The sequence below is a fragment of the Microvirga sp. HS2 genome, assembly GCF_055792805.1.
Map to the genome: position 1 here is coordinate 119,065 of NZ_JBVVAJ010000012.1, position 22,470 is coordinate 141,534.

Annotated in this window: 16 protein-coding genes; 12 read left to right on the forward strand and 4 right to left on the reverse strand. The window is 64.0% G+C overall.

The genetic code is table 11. The features are described from left to right. Positions 1-69: 69 nt before the first annotated feature. From ACS5Q0_RS13105 to ACS5Q0_RS13125, 5 genes are all read left to right on the forward strand, one after another. The gene (locus ACS5Q0_RS13105) at positions 70-1,137 is read left to right on the forward strand and encodes an HlyD family secretion protein (protein WP_473127105.1); all 1,068 of its coding nucleotides are present in this window, start codon (positions 70-72) and stop codon (positions 1,135-1,137) included. Continuing rightward, positions 1,134-3,905, forward strand: a complete 2,772-nt coding sequence (gene rbbA / locus ACS5Q0_RS13110) for a ribosome-associated ATPase/putative transporter RbbA (RefSeq protein WP_473127081.1) — start codon at positions 1,134-1,136, stop codon at positions 3,903-3,905. Before ACS5Q0_RS13105 ends, rbbA begins: the two co-directional genes overlap by 4 nt. A 3-nt stretch (positions 3,906-3,908) precedes the next feature. Continuing rightward, on the forward strand, positions 3,909-5,030 hold the full coding sequence (locus tag ACS5Q0_RS13115) for an ABC transporter permease (protein ID WP_473127082.1): 1,122 nt from the start codon (positions 3,909-3,911) through the stop codon (positions 5,028-5,030). A 173-nt stretch (positions 5,031-5,203) separates the two neighbouring features. Next, positions 5,204-9,313: a VCBS domain-containing protein gene (locus ACS5Q0_RS13120; protein ID WP_473127083.1), complete on the forward strand. Its 4,110-nt coding sequence runs from the start codon at positions 5,204-5,206 to the stop codon at positions 9,311-9,313. Between the two features lie 56 nt (positions 9,314-9,369). Next, positions 9,370-10,137 (forward strand): outer membrane protein, encoded by a 768-nt coding sequence (locus ACS5Q0_RS13125; RefSeq protein WP_473127084.1) that lies wholly within the window; start codon positions 9,370-9,372, stop codon positions 10,135-10,137. A 279-nt stretch (positions 10,138-10,416) separates the two neighbouring features. Here the strand turns inward: ACS5Q0_RS13125 and ACS5Q0_RS13130 are convergent, their stop codons facing one another. Next, positions 10,417-11,160, reverse strand: coding sequence for a winged helix-turn-helix transcriptional regulator (locus tag ACS5Q0_RS13130; protein WP_473127085.1), 744 nt, complete (start codon positions 11,158-11,160; stop codon positions 10,417-10,419). Positions 11,161-11,235: 75 nt separating this feature from the next. On the opposite strand from ACS5Q0_RS13130, the gene ACS5Q0_RS13135 reads away from it, so the two are divergent. Continuing rightward, entirely contained in the window at positions 11,236-12,105 is an 870-nt protein-coding gene (locus tag ACS5Q0_RS13135) for a class I SAM-dependent methyltransferase (protein WP_473127086.1), read from the forward strand. Between the two features lie 212 nt (positions 12,106-12,317). Here ACS5Q0_RS13135 and hisD read toward each other — a convergent pair whose 3' ends face one another. Further along, positions 12,318-13,601 (reverse strand): histidinol dehydrogenase, encoded by a 1,284-nt coding sequence (gene hisD / locus ACS5Q0_RS13140; RefSeq protein WP_473127087.1) that lies wholly within the window; start codon positions 13,599-13,601, stop codon positions 12,318-12,320. A 196-nt stretch (positions 13,602-13,797) separates the two neighbouring features. Here hisD and ACS5Q0_RS13145 point away from each other — a divergent pair, with 196 nt between their 5' ends. The 6 genes from ACS5Q0_RS13145 to ACS5Q0_RS13170 all read left to right on the forward strand — a co-directional run bounded on the left by ACS5Q0_RS13145 (position 13,798) and on the right by ACS5Q0_RS13170 (position 20,201). Further along, positions 13,798-14,346, forward strand: coding sequence for a cupin domain-containing protein (locus ACS5Q0_RS13145; protein WP_473127088.1), 549 nt, complete (start codon positions 13,798-13,800; stop codon positions 14,344-14,346). Between the two features lie 150 nt (positions 14,347-14,496). Next, a complete protein-coding gene (locus ACS5Q0_RS13150; protein WP_473127106.1) occupies positions 14,497-15,534 on the forward strand; it encodes an ABC transporter substrate-binding protein in 1,038 nt (345 codons plus the stop codon). A gap of 156 nt (positions 15,535-15,690) precedes the next feature. After that, positions 15,691-16,755, forward strand: a complete 1,065-nt coding sequence (locus ACS5Q0_RS13155) for an ABC transporter ATP-binding protein (protein ID WP_473127089.1) — start codon at positions 15,691-15,693, stop codon at positions 16,753-16,755. Continuing rightward, a complete protein-coding gene (locus tag ACS5Q0_RS13160; RefSeq protein WP_473127090.1) occupies positions 16,752-17,939 on the forward strand; it encodes an ABC transporter permease in 1,188 nt (395 codons plus the stop codon). Before ACS5Q0_RS13155 ends, ACS5Q0_RS13160 begins: the two co-directional genes overlap by 4 nt. Positions 17,940-17,997: 58 nt before the next feature. Further along, positions 17,998-18,738 (forward strand): ABC transporter permease, encoded by a 741-nt coding sequence (locus ACS5Q0_RS13165; RefSeq protein ID WP_473127107.1) that lies wholly within the window; start codon positions 17,998-18,000, stop codon positions 18,736-18,738. 74 nt (positions 18,739-18,812) lie between these two features. Next, entirely contained in the window at positions 18,813-20,201 is a 1,389-nt protein-coding gene (locus tag ACS5Q0_RS13170; RefSeq protein WP_473127091.1) for an aspartate aminotransferase family protein, read from the forward strand. A gap of 328 nt (positions 20,202-20,529) precedes the next feature. Here the strand turns inward: ACS5Q0_RS13170 and ACS5Q0_RS13175 are convergent, their stop codons facing one another. Together ACS5Q0_RS13175 and ACS5Q0_RS13180 are read right to left on the reverse strand one after the other, a co-directional pair. Further along, positions 20,530-21,465, reverse strand: coding sequence for a DMT family transporter (locus ACS5Q0_RS13175; RefSeq protein ID WP_473127092.1), 936 nt, complete (start codon positions 21,463-21,465; stop codon positions 20,530-20,532). 25 nt (positions 21,466-21,490) lie between these two features. Continuing rightward, positions 21,491-22,468, reverse strand: a complete 978-nt coding sequence (locus ACS5Q0_RS13180; protein ID WP_473127093.1) for a quinone oxidoreductase family protein — start codon at positions 22,466-22,468, stop codon at positions 21,491-21,493. Between the last annotated feature and the right edge of the window lie 2 nt (positions 22,469-22,470).

The following is a 22,470-nucleotide window of genomic DNA, read 5'->3' on the forward strand; positions in this document are numbered from 1 at the left end:
CTTCTTGCTATGGCGGCCTCGCGAGGTGCCCTCCGGGGTCTCGGCGGCAGGAAGATGGGTTGGTGGATGATGAAGAAACCAAACCGGTGGCTGTACAGAATAGCGATTGGGATCGCGCTCGTCGCTGCTCTCTACGGCCTGTGGCGATTCCTTCAGCCCAAGGGCCTGCCGGCAGGCCTGGCCAGCGGCAACGGCCGCATCGAGGCCGTCGAGATCGACATCGCCACGAAGACGGCCGGCCGGGTCGAAGACATCCTGGTCAACGAGGGTGATTTCGTCACGGCGGGTCAGGTTCTCGCCCGCATGGACACCGACGTGCTTCAGGCCCAGCTCAAGCAGGCCGAGGCGCAGAAGCAGCAGGCGGTCGTCAGCATCGAGACGGCCCGCCATCAGGTGGTGCAGCGCCAGGCCGAGAAACAGGCGGCGGTCTCCCTCGTCGCCCAGCGCGAGGCCGAGAGGGATGCCGCCCAGAAGCAGTTCGCCCGGTCTCAGGAACTCGCATCCCGCGGGACGACATCGCAACAGGTTCTCGATACCGACCGGGCCCAGTTCGAGAGTGCGAACGCAGCCGTCAGCGCGGCGCAGGCCCAGGTCGCGGCGGCCGAAGCCGCCATCGCGACAGCCGAGGCCCAGGTCATCAATGCCCAGGCGGCCGTCGATGCCGCCGCAGCCACCATCGAGAGCATTCAGGCCAACATCCGGGACAGCACTCTTCGGTCACCCCGGGACGGACGGATCCAGTTCCGCGTGGCGCAGCCGGGCGAGGTGCTCGGCGCCGGCGGCCGGGTGTTGAACATGGTCGATCTGAGCGACGTCTACATGACCTTCTTCCTGCCGACCGAGGCCGCCGGGCGCGTACGGATCGGGACCGAGGTGAGGATTGTCCTCGATGCGCTGCCGCAATACGTCATCCCAGCCAAGGCGACCTTCGTGGCCGATGTCGCCCAGTTCACGCCCAAGACCGTCGAGACTGCCAGCGAGCGCCAGAAGCTGATGTTCCGGATCAAGGCGCAGATTCCGCCTGACTTGCTGAAGAAGTACATCCGTGACGTGAAGACCGGCCTGCCGGGCGTGGCCTATGTCAGGATCAGCCCGGACGCCGAGTGGCCCGCCAACCTGCAGAACCTTGTGCCATGACGGGGCCGATGGGAAGCGCCGCAGCGACTCCCGTGGCCCGCTTGAGGGAGGTTTCCCTCGTTTATGGCAAGACCCGGGCCCTCGGTGCCGTGAGCCTCGATATCCCGGCAGGCTGCATGGTCGGACTGATAGGCCCCGACGGGGTCGGCAAGTCGAGCCTCCTGTCTCTCGTCGCAGGCGCCCGGGAGATCCAGACGGGCCGCGTCGAGGTGCTCGGCGGCGACATGGCCAAGGCTCTCCACCGCCAGGACGTGTGCCCCCGCATCGCCTACATGCCGCAGGGCCTCGGCAAGAATCTCTATGCGACGCTCTCCGTCTTCGAGAATCTCGAGTTCTTCGGGCGCCTGTTCGGCCAGGGCCGGGCCGAGCGTGAGCGCCGGATTTCCGATCTGACCGAAAGCACCGGTCTGGCGCCGTTCCTCGGCCGGCCTGCGGGGAAGCTCTCCGGGGGCATGAAGCAGAAGCTGGGCCTCTGCTGCGCCCTCATCCACGATCCGGACCTGCTGATCCTCGACGAGCCGACCACGGGCGTGGACCCCCTCTCACGGAGGCAGTTCTGGGAGCTGATCGATCGGATTCGGATAGACCGGCCCGGGATGAGCGTGGTGGTGGCCACCGCCTACATGGAGGAGGCAGCCCGCTTCGACTGGCTCGTGGCCATGGACGAGGGGCGCGTGCTGGATACCGGCACCCCCCGCGAACTGCTCGACCGCACCGGAACCGCCACGCTCGAGGAGGCGTTCGTCGCTCTCATGCCCGAAGAGAAGCGCCGTGGGCACAAGGCGGTCGAGATCGTGCCGCGACAGGAGGGCGAGCCGGAGATCGCCATCGAGGCCAAGGGCTTGACCATGCATTTCGGCGACTTCGTGGCGGTCGACCATGTCAGCTTCCAGATCCCGCGCGGCGAGATTTTTGGTTTTCTCGGCTCCAACGGCTGCGGCAAGACGACGACGATGAAGATGCTGACCGGTCTTCTCCAGCCGAGCGACGGTGAGGCGCGGCTGTTCGGGCAGCCCGTCGACGCCCAGGACATCGAGACGAGACGGCATGTCGGCTACATGTCGCAGGCGTTCTCGCTCTACACCGAGCTCACCGTCCGCCAGAACCTGGAACTGCATGCCCGCCTGTTCCAGGTTCCCGAGGATCTCATCCCGCGCCGGATCGAGACGATGGTCGGCCGCTTCGGCCTGGCCGATGTCATGGACGTGCTGCCGGACAGGCTGCCGCTCGGACAGCGCCAGAGGCTCTCTCTCGCGGTCGCGATGATCCACGAGCCGTCCCTGCTGATCCTCGACGAGCCGACCTCCGGCGTCGATCCGATTGCGCGGGATGCCTTCTGGCAAATCATGGTCGATCTCGCCCGCCAGGACGGCGTCACGATCTTCATCTCGACCCATTTCATGAACGAGGCCGAGCGCTGCGACCGGATTTCGTTGATGCACGCCGGACGCGTCCTGATCAGCGACACACCGGCGGCTCTCGTTCGGAAGCGACGGGTCGATACGCTGGAAGAGGCGTTCATCGGCTATCTGGAAGACGCCGTTGCCGAGAGCCGGAAAAGCGATGCTGCGTCCCTTCAGGAAAAGCCGCGGCAGGCGTGGTCCGGCGCAGACGCGGACAAGGTCCCCTACGGCCGGTCCGGCGAAGGCGCGAAGGGCCGCTTCTTCAATCCACGGCGCATGCTCAGCTATACCATCCTGGAGGCGCTCGAATTACGGCGCGATCCCATCCGTGCAACCCTGGCTCTGGTCGGCAGTCTCCTGCTGATGTTCATCATGGGCTACGGCATCAGCATGGATGTCGAGGATCTGACCTTCGCGGTGCTGGACCGCGATCAGACCTCCGTGAGCCGCGGTTACGCGCTCAATCTGGCGGGCTCCCGCTACTTCGTCGAACAGGTGCCGATCACCGACTACGAGGATCTCGACCGGCGCATGCGCGCGGGCGAGCTCTCCCTGGCGCTCGAGATCCCGCCGGGTTTCGGACGCGACGTCGCCCGGGGGCGAGAGGTTCAGATCGGGGCCTGGATCGACGGCTCCATGCCGGCCCGAGCCGAGACCATCAGCGGCTACGTGCGAGGCATGCACGCGCAGTGGCTCGCCTCCCAGACCGCGGCGGCAAGTCTCGCCACCATCGAGACCCGCTTCCGCTACAATCCGGACGTGGAGAGCCTGAAGGCCATGGTGCCGGCCGTCATCCCGATCCTGCTGCTTCTGATCCCGGCCATGCTGGCGGCTCTCAGCGTCGTGCGGGAGAAGGAACTCGGCTCGATCGTGAACCTTTACGTCACCCCAGTCACCAAGCTGGAATTCCTGCTTGGAAAGCAACTGCCCTATGTCGGGCTCGCCCTGCTCAACTTCGTGCTGATGACCCTTCTTGCGGTCACGGTGTTCGGAGTGCCGATGACAGGCAGTTTCCCGACGCTTGCCGCCGGCGCGGTGCTCTACACCTTCTCGGCGACCGCCATGGGGCTCCTGATGTCCTCTTTCATGAGCAGTCAGATTGCGGCCATCTTCGGCACGGCGATCGCGACGATGATCCCCGCGGCCCAGTATTCCGGCATGATCGATCCGGTGTCGTCGCTGGAGGGGGCAGGAGCGTTCATCGGAAAAATCTATCCGACCACCTACTTCCTGACCATCTCGCGCGGCGTCTTCTCCAAGGCCCTGGACTTCGCAGAGCTCCAGTCCTCCTTCGTCCCGCTGCTGATCGCCGTGCCGCTTCTGATCGGCCTGAGCGTGATGCTCCTGAGGAAGCAGGAGAGCTGATCGATGCGAGCGTCCAACATCCTGAACCTCGGCATCAAGGAGCTGCGCAGCCTCGCCCGGGATCCGATGCTGCTCGTCCTCATCGTCTATTCTTTCACCCTCGCAATCTATACGGCCGCGACGGCCATGCCGGAGACGTTGAACAAGGCGCCGATCGCCATCGTCGACGAGGACCGCTCGCCCTTGTCGGCCCGCATCGCCGGAGCCTTCTATCCGCCGTCCTTCATGCCGCCGGTCCTGATCACGCCCGCCGAGATGGATGCCCGCATGGATGCGGGGCTCGATACCTTCGCCCTCGATATTCCACCCAACTTCCAACGGGATGTCCTCGCCGGACGCCAGCCCACCATTCAGCTCAATGTCGATGCGACCCGCATGAGCCAGGCCTTTACCGGAAGCGGCTATATCCAGCAGATCGTCGGCGGCGAGATCGACGGGTTCGTCCGGCGCTATCGCGCCACCCAGACCTTGCCGGTGGATCTCGCCCTGCGGGCCCGGTTCAATCCCGAGCTGAACAAAGGCTGGTTCGGCGCTGTCATCCAGGTCATCAACCAGGTCACGATGCTGTCGATCATCCTGACCGGCGCCGCCCTGATCCGGGAGCGTGAACACGGCACGATCGAACATCTTCTTGTGATGCCGGTCACGCCATTCGAGATCATGACCGGCAAGATCTGGTCCATGGCCCTGGTGGTGCTCGGGGCGTGCGCATTCTCTCTCACCTTCATCGTGCAGGGCCTGCTGGCGGTGCCGATTCAAGGCTCCGTCGCACTGTTTCTGGCCGGGGCGGCCCTGAACCTGTTTGCCACGACGTCGATGGGGATCTTCTTGGGCACCGTGGCCCGCTCCATGCCGCAGTTCGGAATGCTCCTCATCCTGGTCATGGTGCCGCTGCAGATGCTGTCGGGCGGAATGACACCGCGGGAGAGCATGCCGGATCTCGTTCAGACCATCATGCTCGTGGCCCCGACGACGCACTTCGTCGCACTGGCCCAGGCCATCCTGTACCGCGGCGCCGGGATTGACGTGGTCTGGCCCCAGTTCCTGGCGCTCATCGCCATCGGCACGGTCCTGTTCAGCCTGTCTCTGGCGCGCTTCCGCAGGACCATCGGCCAGATGACGTAACGCGTCGGGCGTTTCCTGATCGCGATGGCCTGGAGTTCGCTTGCACTCCTAGGAATGTTTGCTAAAAGTGAACGCCTCACCTAACGGAAGGCAGAGTGGCGGCTGGTCTCGTTCCGAGAGCCACGAGTTGCCTCGTGGAACCTTCCGCACACTCTTCGCAGACGGGAAAAGAAATGACGGCTGGCGTCTTTGCTCCGAGTGCAACGTTCACGTTCGGGGGCTCGTATTACAAAGACAACAGCAGCCCGAATGCGAGCGGATCCTTCGCCATTTCAGCCGGACCCGGCACGCTGATCAACGCGGTGGGGGAGAGCGGGTACTCAATCTACATCTCAGGCGGCGATATCAGCTACGACTATCCCTATGCCGGCCAGCCAACCTACCACGGGTCGATCACCTGGGCAGCCGACGGCATCGGCCTGGGAACCTTCGATCTCGATAAATTCGTCGTGGATTCGGTGAATGGGAGCTACAAAATTCAGTTCTCCGCGGTCACGGCCGCAGGCGTCGTCTTCTCTCCCATCTTCGACGAAACCCTGGCCATGGCCGGCGAACAGGTCATCGATCTCGACGAGGCCGTCTTCAACCGCATTTCGTCGTTCACGGTCAAAGTCTGGGGGACGGGAGAAGCCTACGCGCCAACGGAGGGTCTCGACCTCCTTGGGATGACCGTGCTCAACCTACGGGCCCCGAGTGCGCCGCCGGTTGTTTCCATGAGCAACGGCACGACCGCGTTCGTCGAGAACGGCACTGTGGTCGTCGATCCCGGTCTCACGCTCTCGGATGCCGACAGCCTCACCCTTGCCGAGGCGACGGTGGTCATCGCCGGCAATTTCCGTGCCGGCGAGGACGTCCTGTGGTTTACCAACACCGATGCCGTGTCGTTCGGCAACATCATGGCCTCGTACAACGTGACGACCGGCACGATGACGCTGTCGTCCGCCGGAGCGACGGCGACGGTTGCCCAGTGGCAGAATGCGTTGCGGGCGGTGACCTATCTCAACGCTTCCGACAACCCGAACACGGCCACTCGCGTGATCACCTTCTCGGTCAGCGATGACAGCGGGAACAACGCCGTCGGGACCAAGTTCGTATCCGTGACCGCGGTCAACGACGCGCCTACGGCTGTCATCCCAGGCACGATCATTGCGAGTGAGGATGTCGCCAAGGCGCTCACGGGCTTCCAGTTTGCCGATGTCGACAGCGCCACCCTGACGGTGACCATGTCTGTCGAAACCGGCACCCTTCTGGCTGCGTCCGGGTCAGGCGTCACGGTCGCGGGCAACTCCACCAAAACCCTGACCCTCACCGGGTCGACCGCGGACCTCAACGCTTTCTTTGCCGCGTCCAAAGTCTCCTTCCTGGGCGATCCCAACGCGAGCGGCACTGCAAACCTGACCACGACCGTCAGCGACGGGTCGGCCTCGAACGGCCTCACGACCAGTGTCATCAGTATCGCGCCGGTCAACGATTCCCCTACGGTCTCCATGCCGGCCACGGTCAGCGCCACCGAGGACACGCCAATCGCCCTGACCGGCATCACGGTCGCTGACGTCGACAGCGGCGTGCTTTCCATAACGATTTCGGTCCAGTCGGGCGCGCTCGCGGCCGACGTCAATGCAAGCGTGCAGGTTTCGGGGGGCGGCGCGAGCGTGGTCCTGACGGGCTCGGCTGCGGACATCAATGCCTATATCGCCGCCGGGCACGTCGTCTTCACCCCGGCACTGAACATGAACGGCAACCTGTCCTACAGCGTCAAGGTCGACGACGGCCAGGCGCAGACGATCCAGGCCGGAACCGTGAACGTCCGCTTTGTCAACGATCCGCCGGTCTTGGTTGACAGGGATCTCTCCATGTCGGTCGCCGAGGATGCGGGGGTGCCGGTCGGCAAGGTCGGCACGCGCGTCGCCGACCTCCTCGGGGGCTTCTCCGACGTTGATGGACGCGGGGTCGGGCTGGTCACTACTGCGGTCGACACCGCCCATGGAACGTGGTGGGCCTCGATCGACGACGGCGCCACGTGGGAAGAGCTCTACTATTACGGGATGGGGTCATATGTGGTCGTGCTGGGAGCGGTTGGCGGCCGCATCTACTTCCAGCCCAACTCCAACTACGAGGGCACCATCGAGGCCGGATTGACCTTCCGCGCCTGGGACATGACTGTCGGCCAGCCTGGGCAAACGCAGAATGTCACCGGTCTCCTGAACTGGCCGAACAGTCCGTTCAGCGCGCAGACCGACACCGTGAAGGTGACCGTCACCGCTGTGAACGATGCGCCAACGGCCGGCAACCTGACGCAGGCCGGTTCCTTCGTGGAGGATGGCGGCCCGGTGGGACTGGGCGCCATCGTCGTGAGCGACATCGACGCCGGCGACACGATCACCGCGACCCTTGCCCTGAACGATCCCGGAGCCGGAGCCCTGTCGACGGGCACCTTCGGCTCCGCCACGTCGACCTTCGACGCCGCCACAGGCGTGTGGACCGTCATCGGCTCCGTTGCGGACGTGAACGCTGCGCTCGCCGCGGTCACCTTCACTTCGGCGGCCGATTGGGACCGGGACGTCCTCATCACCACTCGGATCCGCGATGCCGCCCAGGCCGGCCCGGCCGACGGTGTCATCATCCTGACGGCGAACCCCCTCAACGATCCTGCGATCATTTCTGGTGACCTGACCGGGTTGGTGAAGGAGGACGCGGTCACGGCGGTGTCCGGCCGCCTGACGGTGACCGATCCCGAAGCCGGCGAGGCCTTCTTCCAGGCCATGGCGGACGTGACGGGAACCTACGGCACCTTCTCGTTCGACCACACGACAGGTGCATGGACCTACAGGCTCGACAACGCCGCCGCCGCGGTCCAGGACCTGCGCGAGGGCGAGACGCGGCACGAGACCTTCACGGTCAGGTCGTACGACGGCACCGCGACGGTCGTGACCGTCACCGTGGTCGGCAGCAGGGATGCCGACGTGATCGACGGGGTGGCGGTTGATCGCACCGAGACAGTCAATTTGGACGGCTCGATCTCGCAGGTGGTGACCATTCCGGTGGTGACCGCGGGCCGGGTTGAGACCGACGGCAGCGCGTCCTATGCCGACATCCCGCTCGTCACGGTGGGCGGGCGCCCGGCGCTCACCGCGCAGCTCGGCGTCGGCATCGGCCTGACCGCCACGGGCTTCGCGGCGCCGAAAGCCGCCGGCGCCTCGCTCGCCGATCTCATCCGCGAGATCCAGGCCCACACTGCGGCCGGATCCGCCGACCGTGGCGCCATGACCGGCGGCGGCACGGGCTTCCTGGCCGGCCTGCCGGCCAACGCCCCGTTGATCGTCCAGTCGCTCACGCTCACCCAGGCGGGCGCCGTCTCCGGCGTGCCGCTGGTGCTGCGGGGCGGCAGCGACGCGCATGCGCCCGCCACCGCGCTCGTGATCGATGCGCGCGGGCTTGCCGCCGGCACCGTCATCGCGCTCGAGGATGTGGCCTTCGCCACGATCATCGGCAGCGTGCGGGTGACCGGCGGGGCCGGCTCGCAGGTGGTCTATGGCGACAGTGCCCGCCAGCACATCGTGCTCGGGGCCGACGACGACACGCTGCATGGCGGCGCCGGCGACGATTATGTCGGCTCCAAGGGCGGCAACGACTGGCTCTATGGCGATGCCGGCAACGACACCGTCGCCGGCGGCATCGGCGACGACCGGCTCTCCGGCGGCAGCGGCAACGACCGGCTGCTCGGAGAGGCGGGTCAGGATCGGCTTTATGGCGATACCGGTCATGATAGCCTCGACGGCGGCTCCGGCCACGACAGCCTGTGGGGCGGCAGCGGCGACGACCGGCTGATCGGCGGGACCGGCAACGACCGTCTCTCCGGCGACACCGGCCATGACCGGCTGGAGGGCGGGTCGGGCAATGACACTCTGGTGGGCGGGGCCGGCCGCGACAGCCTATGGGGCGGCTCCGGCGCGGACGTGTTCGTGTTCGCCTCGGCGCAGGACAGCCGGGTCGGCGCGCAGCGCGACGTCATCTATGACTTCCAGTCCGGGCGCGACACGATCGACCTGCGCGGGATCGACGCCAACACCCGGCTGAAGGGCAACCAGGCCTTCGCCTGGACCGGCGCGGACGGCCCGTTCCTGCACCCGACGGAGACGGCGGTGACGGCCGGCTTCACCGGCCAGGCGGGGCAGCTGCGCTTTGCCAACGGCATCCTGTCGGGCGACCTCGATGGCGACCGCCGGGCCGATTTCGAGATCAAGATCGTCGGCCATTTCTCCAGCGCCGACGTGCTTCTGTAAGTCCCGCATCGGCCCGTGGCCGTGCCCTATAGCCCAGCCTCCCCTCGGAGATCGTGATGAAGAGCTTGTTCCTGTCCGCCTCAATCCTGCTCGCCGGGACGGCCGTGGCCTGTGCCGCCGACCTGCCGGGGCAGGCCGCTCCTGTCGCTCCGGGAGCGGTGGCTCCAGCCTTCAGCTGGACGGGGCTTTATGCCGGCGTGCATGGGGCCTGGATCAGCGCGGGCGGGGAGGCGGTGCGCACCGGGCTGTCGGGCGTGTCCCCGGCCGTTCTGCCGGTCCGGGCGGGCCTGAGCGACAGCGGGCTCGGGGGCGGGGCTCAGATCGGCTACCTGTGGGATTTCGGCCGCCTGGTGGCCGGGCTCGAGGCGGATCTCACCGCCATGGATTTGGGCCGCAGCCGCAGCGCCGTGGGCGTGGACGGGCCGTTCAGCCTCGACACGGATCTGAGCGCGCGGATGAGCCTGTTCGGCAGCGTCACGGGGCGGCTCGGCCTCGCGCTGCCGAGCCTTGCGCCGATGGTCGAGCGCTCGCTGGTCTATGTCACGGGCGGCCTGGCCTATGCCCGGATCGAGCATCGGGGCCAGATCACGGTGGCTCCGCTCGGCCTTGGCCCCGCGGCGAGCAGCAAAGCGTGGAAGACGGGCTTCGTCATCGGCGCCGGCATGGAGCACATGCTGACACCGAACCTGTCGCTCACGTCGGAGACGCTGTACTACGACCTGGGCGAGGAGACGCTGACGCTGGCGCGGGCCGGCGACGAGGCCGTCTATCGCTTCAAGAACGACGGCTGGATCAGCCGCATCGGCTTGAACCTCCGCTTCTGAGCACGGGTTCCTCAAGGCGAGGGCGGAGTAATCGGACTGCCCAGCCCACTCACACTCCGGCTAAGACGACCAGAATTTTCATCGTTGGACCGGCAGGCGTTGCCCGCTGAGCCATGGCACGAACTTGCAATGAGAGGGGCCGGATGTGGCACTCTCGAGACCTATGCTCGAGGGCAGCAATCCCCATGTGACCAGACCTTCCATTTGGATCGCGCATTTCGCTACCTGACTCTGAGCGGTCCTCCGCACCTAACCTCTCGTCATATCTGTCCCGACCGTTCATTTTTGCAGGGGTGGGACGATGGGAAGGTCGCGACCGACGATCTGGTCGAGCCGCAGCCATCGCTCGAGATAGTCTGTCACTTCCCGACTGCCATCGAGAATAAGGGCGCGCCGCGTTGCCTCGTGCCAGCTCATATGCCCGAGATAGACATCAACGAGAGTCGCGATGCTGCCGGAGACAATGCAGTCGAGCGGATAGCCTGGATCTTTCAGGCAGACGTCCACGAGGGCGCGTTCCAGCACGAGCCAATGCAGCCGCACACCGGTCCGGGAGCGAGGGATACCCGACAGATCAAACCGGACAACGATGCGACGGGCGGGGAGGGCGTCGCGGTCAACCCGCCGCCGCAAGGCCCACATCAGCACAGTCGAGTCGTAATCGTCGTCCGTAACCCTTTGTCGGCCATGAACCAGGCCCCAGCGCCCCAGAACTTCGATCACCTCGCGCAAGCCTTCGCCTGCATCCGTGAGCTTCCACAGATGCCCTTTGTCAGCGTCTCCTCTCGGTACCTTAACGACAATGCCGTCGCTTTCGAGTTGTCGGAGACGTTCCGATAACAGCGCACGTGACATCCGAGGCACGCCACGGTGGATATCGTTGAAGCTCATCTCTCCGCACATGAGCTCGCGCAGCACCAGCGGCGTCCACCGCGTGGCAACGATCTCAGCGCCCTTCGCGACGGGGCAGAACTGGCTGTAACCACCTTCATCCATGCGGAAAGAAGACCACAAAAGCCGCAAGCGCACCAGTTCAGAAGTTGAACTTGAGGCCGTGGAGCGATTGGGTCAGCGTGGTCTAGCCATAAGGAGGCTCCCATGACGTTCACAACCCAGCCGTCCCATGCTTCCGGTTCCATAGCCAAGCGGCCGCTCGAGACGGTGGTGCCGCAGGCAGATTGGACGGGTCTTAAGCAGAAGCAACAAGCGACCTGGGCCGCCGGCGATTATGCTGTGATTGGAACGACACTCCAGATCGTCGGCGAGCGCCTGTGCGAGGCCGTCGATCTTCGCGCCGGCGAACGGGTGCTCGATGTCGCTGCCGGCAACGGCAATGCGTCGCTCGCCGCAGCACGTCGCTGGGCCGAGGTCACCGCAACGGACTATGTCGGGGTGTTGCTGAAGAGGGCCCAAGAACGTGCCGCAGCCGAACGCCTTCACATCGACGTTCAGGAGGCCGACGCCGAGGCGCTCCCCTTCGAGGACGAGAAGTTCAATGTGGTTCTGTCAACCTTCGGCGTAATGTTCACGCCGGACCAGGAAAAGGCGGCCAGCGAGCTGGTCCGGGTGTGTCGTAGCGGCGGCCGCATCGGCTTGGCGAACTGGACGCCGGACGGATTCATCGGCCAGCTCTTCAAGGTCATCGGCAGGCATGTGCCGCCGCCGGCGGGAGTGAGGTCGCCTGCTCTCTGGGGCACACAGGCGCACCTCCAGGAGCTGTTCGCGGGTCATGACATTGGAATGATCCCGCAGACCTTCACCTTCCGCTACAAATCGCCTGGGCACTGGCTTGAGATCTTCAAGACCTATTACGGTCCCACACAGCGTGCCTTCGCGGCGCTTGGGACGGATCAGCAGACCGCACTACAGTCCGACATCATGGACCTGCTCGTACGCTTCAACCGGGGCGGGAGCGACACGCTGATCATACCGGGCGAATACCTTGAGGTCTGCGTCACAAAGCGCTGAATATGTGGGCTGTCATAGGCGACGCGTGATTCTAGAAGCGAAGTCGCCTTATGGCACGGGCCGGATGAAGACTCGATGGCAGCTCGAGGACTCAATCGCTGACCATCCTTAGGCTCCAGCAAGATTCTCGGATTGGGCCCCTCTCAGACCCTCGCCGGCTGGCAGACGTTAGCATCGTATGGGCTGAGCAGGTCCGGTACAGACGGCCTCCTTCAGGTCATCTTCATTCGGATTGCTGCCGCGCGGCGGTGGCCCTCCAAGCCCTCGCTCTGACTTTGCCGGGTTGCTGGCGGCGCAACGGCGGCAACTCCACGCTCATCCAGCCACTGGTGCGTACAGATCTTGACGTAGGATCCGACCCAGAGCCCGCCCGTGTATCGTCCGGCTCCCATGGTCGGCAGCGTATGGTTGGTCCCGCAGCATTTGTCGGAATACACGACGCTGGCGAGGGGACCGATGAAGAGGGAGCCGTAGTTACGCAGCTTGCGTGCGGTCGCGTGAGGATCGGCCGTGTGCACCTGAAGATGCTCGGCGGCAATGAAGTCGGAATAGGCAACCATTGCTTCCTCGTCCTCACACAGCACCACCTCGCCATAATCGCGCCATGCGGGGCCAGCGACCGGTGAGGTCGGAAGATCCTGTAACTGCCGTTCGACCTCCGCGAGTGTTGCCTCTGCCAGCCTCCGGCTCGTGGTGATGAGCCCCACCCGCGTCCGCACGTCATGTTCAGCCTGGGCGAGAAGATCCACGGCGATCAACTGCGGGTCTCCCGTATCGTCGGCGACCACGAAAATTTCGCTTGGTCCTGCGAGCTGATCGATGCCGACACGCCCGAAAACCTGTCGCTTGGCCTCGTTCACGTAGGCATTGCCAGGCCCGACGATCTTATCCACGGCAGGGATCGTCTCCGTCCCGAAAGCCATGGCGGCAATCGCCTGGGCGCCGCCTACGCGGAAGATGCGATCCGCGCCGGAGAGGTGACAACCGGCAATCATGGCCGGATGCGCCTTGGGGGGGAGGCAGGCGATGACCTCGTCGCATCCGGCGACCTTCGCGGGCACGAGCGTCATGATGGGAGCTGACAGGAGAGGGTAGCGCCCGCCTGGAACATAGGCCCCAATGGTCCGGATGGGGATGACCCGGTGACCCAGATGGAGGCCGGGCAGGGCTTCGACATCGAGCGGAAGGATCGTGCCGAGCTGAGCCTGTGCAAAGGTGCGGACGCGTTCGATGGCGAACTCGGTGTCACGGCGCGTTTGCGGGTCGAGGTTCTCTACGGCCTCGTCTCGCTCCTTCTGACTCACCTCGAAGATTGTGACGTCGGCTTGGTCGAACGCCTTCGAATAGTCGCGGAGGGCGGCATCTCCTCGGGCGCGGACGGCTGCGACGATATCCTTGACAGCGGCCTCGATCTCTCCGGTATCCGTTGCGGCATCACGCTTCGAGGCCTTGAGAAAAGTGATTTTGGCACGCGTGCTCGCGGACAGGTTCGACATCGCTTCCTCCCATTGCTTTAGACCCACGTTCATCGATCGCGCCGCTGCCCTCAAGCCAGCTTGGCCGGGTTGTTCAGAATTCTCACCAGGAGTAGGGTTGTGCCCGAGGTGCAATGGCGGGCGCTCCGCAGTATCGAGCAACAGAGTTCTCCGGACTGCGCTTGCGAACGGAGCAACGTGATCACGCAGGATTGCAATGCCGCAGATTGGGACACGATTACGGGAATTGCGCCGCCGGCGCGGGTTGGGCGTTCGGGAACTCGCGCTGCGATCTGGCATCTCGCACTCCTCGATCTCGCTGATCGAGCGCGACCGCATGAGCCCCTCCGTCGACACTTTGAGCGCTATTTTGGATGCGCTGGGAACGACACTGACCGGGTTCTTCGCCGAGATGAGCGCGACCGTTCCCTATTCGCCCTTCTACCCGGCCGGCGAGTGGGTTGAGATCGGAAGGGCGCAGACGATCTCCTATCAGGTGCTGGGGATGAACCACCCGAACCGCCAGATCCTGATGCTGCACGAGACCTATGCGGTCGGGGCCGATTCCGGCACGCCGTACTCCCACTCGGCCCAGGAAGCCGGCGTCGTCGTGCGCGGGGCCGTGGAAGTGACGGTCGGGGATCAGACCAAGGTCCTGGGAGAGGGTGACGGCTACTACTTCGATAGTAGGATCCCCCACCGGTTCCGTAACGTATCTGACAGGACGAGTACCATCATCAGCGCGGTCACGCCGCCCACATACTGAGACCTATGTCATCATCACAGTTGTCACAAAGGTGTAGTGGTGATTATTCTCACCGGAGATCGGCCTTGGCAGCTGTCAAATCGCCACGTTATGCTCGACTTCCCCAGAGGAAAATAACCAACAGAGGGATAGACGATGAATACCGCGAAGATGCTTTCTGTCGCCGGCTGTGTATCCGCCTTGCTCATCGGCTGGAGCGTGCAAGCCGTTCAGGCCCGTGATCTCACGGTGGTTTCCTGGGGCGGCAATTACCAGGATGCCCAGCGCAAGATCTACTTCGAGCCGTTCTCCAAGAAAACCGGCAAGCCGGTTCTTGAAGAAAGCTGGGATGGCGGCATCGGCGTTCTGGCCGCCAAGGTCAAGGCCGGTACGCCCAATTGGGACGTGGTTCAGGTCGAGGCCGAGGAGCTGGCGCTCGGCTGCGCCGACGGGTTCTACGAAAAGATCGATTGGAGCAAGCTGGGCGGCAAGGACAAGTTTCTGCCTGCGGCCGTGGATGATTGCGGCGTCGGCGCCATCGTGTGGTCGACGGCTCTGAGCTACGACGCCAATCGTCTCAAGGAGGCGCCGAAATCATGGGCCGATTTCTGGGATGTGAACAAATTCCCGGGCAAGCGCGGACTCCGGCGCGGACCGAAATACGCTCTTGAGTTTGCCCTAATGGCAGATGGCGTTCCGCCCGCCGACGTCTATAAGGTGTTGGCGACGCCGGAAGGCGTCGACCGAGCGTTCAAGAAGCTCGATCAGCTGAAACCGCACATTGTCTGGTGGGAATCCGGCGCACAGCCACTGCAGCTTCTCGCGTCCGGCGAAGTGGTGATGACCTCCGCTTATAATGGACGTATTTCGGGCATCAACAAGACAGAAGGCAGGAACTTCAAGGTCGTCTGGCCCGGCAGCCTGTACGCCATCGACAGCTGGGTGATCCTCAAGGACAGCCCGAACAAGGATCAGGCGATGGATTTCATCGCGTTCGCCAGCCAGCCTGAGAACCAGGTGAAGCTGCCGGAGTACATCGCCTACGGTCTGCCGAACAAGGAGGCTGCGGCCAAGGTGCCTGCCGATCTGCAAAAGGACTTGCCCACGGCGCCGGAGAACCTTTCGAATTCCGCTCCGCTCGACGCCGATTTCTGGATCGACAACATTGAGGAGTTGAACAAGCGCTTCAATGCCTGGCTGGCTCAGTAAATCGAAAGCCGATCTTTTAGCAGGGAAAAGCGTGCGGATGCCTTCTCACGCCTTCTCCTGCCCCAAATCGCTGACCCTATCCGGCCATCGACCAGGTAGGGTCAGCGATGCAGCGACCCCATGGGGCATGATCAGAGCCGGATAGAGCAGAGAGACATGCAGCCCTTCATTCAGTTCGCGTCAGTTTCAAAGAGCTTCGGGTCGCTCACCGTCATCGACTCGCTGGACCTCACCATCCATAAGGGCGAGTTCCTGAGCCTCCTCGGCCCTTCCGGCTCGGGCAAGACGACAATCCTGATGATGCTGGCAGGCTTCGAGCGGCCGACCCAGGGGACGATCACGCTCGATGGCACGCGCATCGACCAGTTGCCGCCTCACCGGCGCGAGATGGGGGTGGTGTTTCAGAACTACGCCCTCTTCCCCCACATGACGGTCGCCGAGAACGTCGCGTTCCCCCTGGAAATGAAAAGGCTGTCCCGGGCCGAGATCGCCCAGAAGGTCGACCGCGCCCTCGATATGGTGCGGCTGGGACATCTGAAGAACCGCAGGCCCTCTCAGTTATCGGGCGGACAACAGCAGCGAGTTGCTCTGACGCGGGCTCTTGTCTTCGAGCCCAGGGTGATCCTGATGGATGAGCCCCTTGGCGCCCTCGACAAGCAGCTGCGGGAGCATATGCAGCTGGAGATACGGGAGCTTCACAAACGGCTTGGCCTGACAATCGTCTTCGTGACGCACGACCAGTCCGAAGCCTTGACGATGTCCGACCGGATTGCGGTGTTCAATGCGGGCAGGATCGAACAGATCGATAGCCCCCATGTGATTTACGATACGCCCCGCACACGCTTCGTCGCGCAGTTCATTGGCGAGACGAATCTGATTGAAGCCAATGTCGTCGATGTCCGGGATGGGCATGCGACGATTGCCTTGGGCGACGATCTTATAGCCAGGGTGCGGACCGGCCCTGAATTGGAGCCGGGACAGAAGGCATGGTTTTCATTGCGCCCGGAGCGGATGCGACTCGGCGTGAACCCCGCCGGGGACAATGCGCTCGACATGATGATCACCGACTGCATCTATCATGGAGATCACATGAGGGTGCAGTTGGCGCGAAGCAATTTTTCCTTCACAGCGCGGTGTGAGCGCCTTGCGGGCGACTGGACGGTCGGAGCGCCGGTCGTGGTGTCGTTCGACCCGCGTGACTGCACGGTGCTCACGCCATGAGCAGGGTACCCGCACGCGAGCGTTTGGGCGCCTTGCTGCTGATCGTGCCGCTTCTGGCGTTTCTTGCGGTCTTCTTCCTTTGGCCGCTCTGGACCATGGTGACGGCCGCCGTCGTCGATGACACGGTCAGCCGTGTCCTGCCGAGGACAGCAGCGGCCATCGTGTCCTGGGACGGGCAGGATCTCCCGCCGGCGCAAGTCCAGCAGGCTCTGGTTGAGGATCTCAGACAGTCCAACGACCAGCAGGCGCTGGGGGAGACGGTCCGGCGGCTCAACAGTGCCGTATCGGGCTTTCGAACCCTGATGACCCGCACGACGAGCGCCGTCCGCGATGAGCCCGATACGAGGGCTATCGATCTGGCGAGCCTCGACCGGCGCTGGAAGGAGCCTCGCTTCTGGCTGGCACTCAAGGATGCGGTGCCGCCCTACACCGACCGCAATCTTCTGGCGGCTGTCGACATGAAGCGGGATGCGGATGGGACCATCGTCAATGAGGAACCCGGCGCATCGGCCAACCGGCTGATCATGTTCCGGACCTTCCTGGTGGCGGCGATCGTTACGCTCGCATGCGCAGCGATCGGGCTGCCCTATGCGATGCTGGCAGCGGCCGTGACCGGCTGGAAACGCACGGTGCTTCTGCTGGCGGTCCTGGTTCCGCTGTGGACATCGTTGCTGGTGCGCACCACGGCCTGGTTCGTTCTTCTGCAGAACGAGGGGCTGATCAACGGAGCCTTGCAGGCCATCGGCCTCATCGACCGACCTTTGCCGTTGATATTCAACCGCATCGGTGTGGTGATCGCCATGACGCATGTGCTCTTGCCGTTCATGGTCCTGCCGATCTACAGCGTCCTCTTGTCGGTTCCTCGCAACCTGATGCAGGCCGCGGCATCAATGGGAGCGGGGCCGCTGCGGGCCTTCTGGCGCGTGCTCCTGCCGCTCAGTCTCCCCGGCCTGTTGTCCGGCTCGCTCCTGGTCTTCATGGTAGCCATAGGCTACTATATCACTCCGGCCCTCGTGGGGGGAGCCAACGATCAGATGATCAGTTCCGTCATCGCGTTCTACGCCATGGGGACAGCCAACTGGGGGCTTGCCGGAGCGCTCGGCCTGATCCTGCTTCTGGTGACGATGATCCTCTACTTCATCTACGGGCGGCTCTCGAAGTCTCCCCAATTGCTGGGGGCGTGAGGTGGTGTTTCGGGCGGCTCAGATCTTGTTCGGCGTCTTGATCGTGACGTTTTTGCTCATGCCGATTGTCGCGATTCTGCCTCTGGCGTTCACATCCAGCGTCTTCCTCACGTATCCGATCGAGGAGTATTCCCTCCGCTGGTTCAATGAACTGGCGACGGCGGACGCTTGGCGCCTGTCGATCATGAACAGTCTGATTATCGGCCTGGGTGCAACGCTGCTCTCCACGATCTTAGGGACGCTGGCGGCGTTGGGCATGAGATCGAGGGCTCTGCCCTTCGCGAACCTGTTGAGGACGGTGTTCCTTCTTCCCATGGTGGTGCCTGCCGTCGTGCTGGGCGTAGGCATGCAGATGCTCTTCGTGCAGCTTGGCCTTGCGAGCACCTATCCGGGCGTCATGATCGCCCATGCGGTCTTGTGTGTTCCCTTCGTGATCGTGAGCGTGTCTGCATCGCTTCAGGGGATTGATCCTTCTGTCGAGAAGGCGGCCAGCAGCCTGGGGGCCGCACCGGTCATGGTCTTCCGCCGGGTGACGCTCCCATTGGCGCTTCCAGGCATCATCTCCGGCGCCGTCTTCGCGTTTGCGACCTCCCTGGACGAGGTGGTCATTACTCTCTTCGTGGCGGGCCCCAATCAAAGAACATTGGCCCGGCAGATGTTCTCGAGCATTCGGGAAAATATCAGTCCGACCGTCGTTGCCGCCGCGTTGCTGCTCATCATCGGCACGCTTTGCCTCGCAGGACTAGCCGCTTTGCTGCGTTGGCGTCAGGAGCGGATCGCCCTCCGGGCGGCTCCATGAGCAATGCAGCAGGAGCATCCATTCACACATCCCAGATCATCACGATCCAGCATACCGGAAGGATAGAGAAAATCATGCGTGGACACCCGAACTCGATCTATGCCCGCGACGTGGAGTACGTGCTCCATCCCGTAACCAATGCCCGCAAGCACGAGGAGATCGGGCCCATCGTGATCGATCGCGGTGAGGGGATCTACGTCTACGACGACCAAGGCAACCAGTACATCGAGGCATTGGCCGGCCTGTGGAGCGTGGCGGTCGGTTTCGGAGAAAAGCGCCTCGTCGAAGCCGCCAGCCGGCAGATGGCGAAGCTGCCCTATTACCACACCTTCTCCCACAAAACGAACGAGCCCTCCGTTTTGCTGGCCGAGAGATTGGTGAAAATGACGCCTGACCGCCTCAAGCGCGCGTTTTTCACGAACTCGGGCTCCGAGGCGAACGACAGCGTCATCAAGATGGTGTGGTACTACAACAACGCGCGGGGGTTGCGGCAGAAGAAGAAGTTCATCGCGCGCACGAATGCGTACCATGGAATCACTCTTGCCTCGGGCAGCCTGACGGGACTTCCGGCAAATCAGCGCGATTTCGATCTCCCGTTCGTGCCGGTGCGACATGTCACCTGTCCGCATTACTACCGGTATGCGGAGCCGGGTGAGAGCGAGGAGGCCTTCGCCGGCCGTCTTGCGGCAGAACTCGAGGCGACGATTCTGGAGGAGGGACCTGAGACGGTGGCGGCGTTCATCGGTGAGCCGCTGATGGGTGCGGGCGGTGTCCTGCCGCCACCCGCAACCTATTGGGAAAAAGTCCAGGAGGTCTGCCGCCGGTACGACGTCCTGATCGTCGCCGACGAGGTAATCAATGGCTTCGGCCGCTTGGGGACAATGTTCGCGTGCGACTATTACGGAATCGATCCTGACATTCTGGTGCTCTCGAAGCAGATCACCTCGTCCTACCAGCCCCTTGCAGCGGTGATGATCAGCCAGGAACTTTATGACGGCATTGCCGACAACTCCGCCAAGATCGGCACGTTCGGCCATGGCTTCACCACATCCGGCCATCCGGTGCCTGCGGCGGTTGCGCTCGAAAACCTCGACATTATCGAGGAAAAAAACCTGGTCGAGAATGCGCGCCGTGTCGGTGAGGTGATGCAGACGGAACTCCGGGCGCTGGCAGATCACCCCCTTGTGGGCGAAGTGCGGGGAGTCGGACTCATTGCCGGGGTGGAATTAGTCGCTGACAAGGAGACAAAGGCGAAGTTCAATCCTGTAGGAAAAGTTGGGGCGCATGTATTCTCGCGCGCTCATGAGAACGGATTGATCATCCGCGCCATTGGAGATGTTATCGCCTTCTGTCCTCCTCTGATCATCACAGAGGAGCAGGTCCGTGACATGGTGAGGCGGTTTAGGATCACTCTTGATGATACGGCTGCGTTGCTGCGGGAGACTGATGTGGCTGCTTTGTGACCACAAGGCGTGCCCCTTGCTACGTGCTGCCAGTTAGTGAGTGGCGGAGGGGGGAATACGTTTCCCCCTCCAATGATCGCACTCTAGCGGGTCATAAGAATCCGGTCTGGTCCACCGCCGGCCTCGAAGAGCGCGTCACCATGAGGGGCTGGATCGAGTGGCTCAAGGCGTATGTAACGTCCGTCAATGGCCGCTCGGTCGGGTTTCGACCGCGGTGTCCAATCCATTAGCGACGTTGTAGTTCTCCTTCGTCGACGGAGATACCCCGCACTGCCGGAAACCCAGAACAGCCGCGGGGTGGAATACTGAATACCATCCCGCGGAAGGATCATGTTGACCCAATGTGATCGGAAGCAGGCAACTTCCTGATGGCGAGTGCTGAAGTGGAAGGTTGTTGGGATTGGGAGGGATGACGAACGACCGGACGCCGTGCCGCGAGCGCCAACCCGCCCAGAACGAGGGCCGCCCCGATGGCCGCCGATGCCCCCATCGTCTCGCCGAACAGAAGCCACGCCGCAACCGCAGCCAGCACGGGGCGGGCAAGCGACGTGGCGGAGGCGTAGGATGCCGGCAGGCCGCGCATGGCATAGGCCATCAGCCCGTGACCGCCGATCTGCACCGCAAGCGCCAGGGCGACGATGGGCAGCCAGCCGAGAGCCGTCGAGGGCAGAAGCGGTTTGCTGATCCCAATGGCCAAAGGGGCGAGGGCCAGTGCCGAAATTCCGCTCGTCCATAGCATGATGCGCATGGCGGACCTGCGCTCGCGCAGGTCCTTCACGACGAGGAAATACGCCGCGTAGAGGAAAGCCGACAGGAGGGCGAGCCCTTCGCCGAAACCGAGACGCCATCCCTCGAGCGAGATGCCCGTCATCAACACGGCGCCCAGGATCGTCACACCATAGCCGATGATCTGCGCCGTCGACGGACGTTCGCCGAGGAAGGCGGCGGCGAGAGCGGTCACAAACACCGGCGACAGGTTCATCAGAAGGGCCGCATTGGCAACGGTCGTTTCCACCGCAGCCCAGTGATTGGCCGCCATGTCGCCTGCCGAGAGCAATCCGGCAACGATGAGGAGGGTGTAGTCGCGTCCACGCAGAAGCTCCGCCTTCGCCTTCGGGGGCGGTGCGATGGCGACCAGTACTCCGGTCGCGATCACCATCCGCAGCCAGAGCGTCGCGGTGGGATCGACAGGGCTGAGGCGCACAAGGAGAGGGGCGGCCGCGACGAGAACGCAACTGGCCGCGAGGGCTGCAAAGTAGTGCATCGGGGTTTTCCGGGTTCGGGTAAGATCAGGCGACAAGCAGGATAGAGCCGGTGGTCCGCCGCGCCTCGAGATCGGCGTGCGCCTGCGCGGCCTCGGCCAGCGGGTAGACGGCTCCCACGGATACGTCGATCCGGCCCTGTTCCAGAAGAGACACGAGCGCGGTGGCGGCCTCTCGGTAGGTGTCGAGCTCTGCCATGTAGCCGAACACACTGGGCCTGGAGAGCGACAGCGAGCGCCGGGGGCCGAGCTGCGCCACCTCGATCGACGGGATCGGCCCTCCAGCCTGGCCGACGCTCGCGACGGTGCCGAACGGGCGCACGGCGTCGAAGGTCTCGATCAGCGTCGAGCCGCCGATTCCGTCATAGGCCACATCGACTCCACGGCCCCCAGTGATCTCCTTCACGGCGGCGACGAAGCCGGTTTGCCGGTACAGGATCGCGTGATCGAGGCCGGCGGATTGTGCAATCTGTGCCTTCTCCTTGCTGCCGACCGTGCCGATGACGGTCGCGCCAAGGAGCTTCGCCCATTGCGTGACGGCGAGGCCGAGGCCACCTGCGGCGGCATGCACCAGAATGGTGGTGCCGGGGCCGACCGGATATGTACGATGGAGCAGCATGTGGGCGGTGACACCGCGCAGCATGATGCCGGCAGCGCTCCTCTCCGAAACCGTGTCCGGGAGCCGCACCAGGCGCTCGGCACCGATGATCCGTGCGGCGGCATAGCCACCAACCGGGAGGGCCGTGTAGGCCACTCTGTCCCCAACGCACACGGAGACGACGCCAGGACCGACCGCCTCGACACGGCCAGAGCCCTCGACCCCGAGGACGGCCGGGATCTGCGGCAGCGGGTAGAGACCCGTGCGATGGTAGATATCGACATAGTTCACGCCGGCGAACGACTGGCGCACGAGCACCTCGCCTGGGCCGGGCGAGGGAAGCTCGATTTCGTCGAGCCGGAGTGCTTCGGGGCCACCGAATTCATGAATGCGAATGACGTCTGTCATGC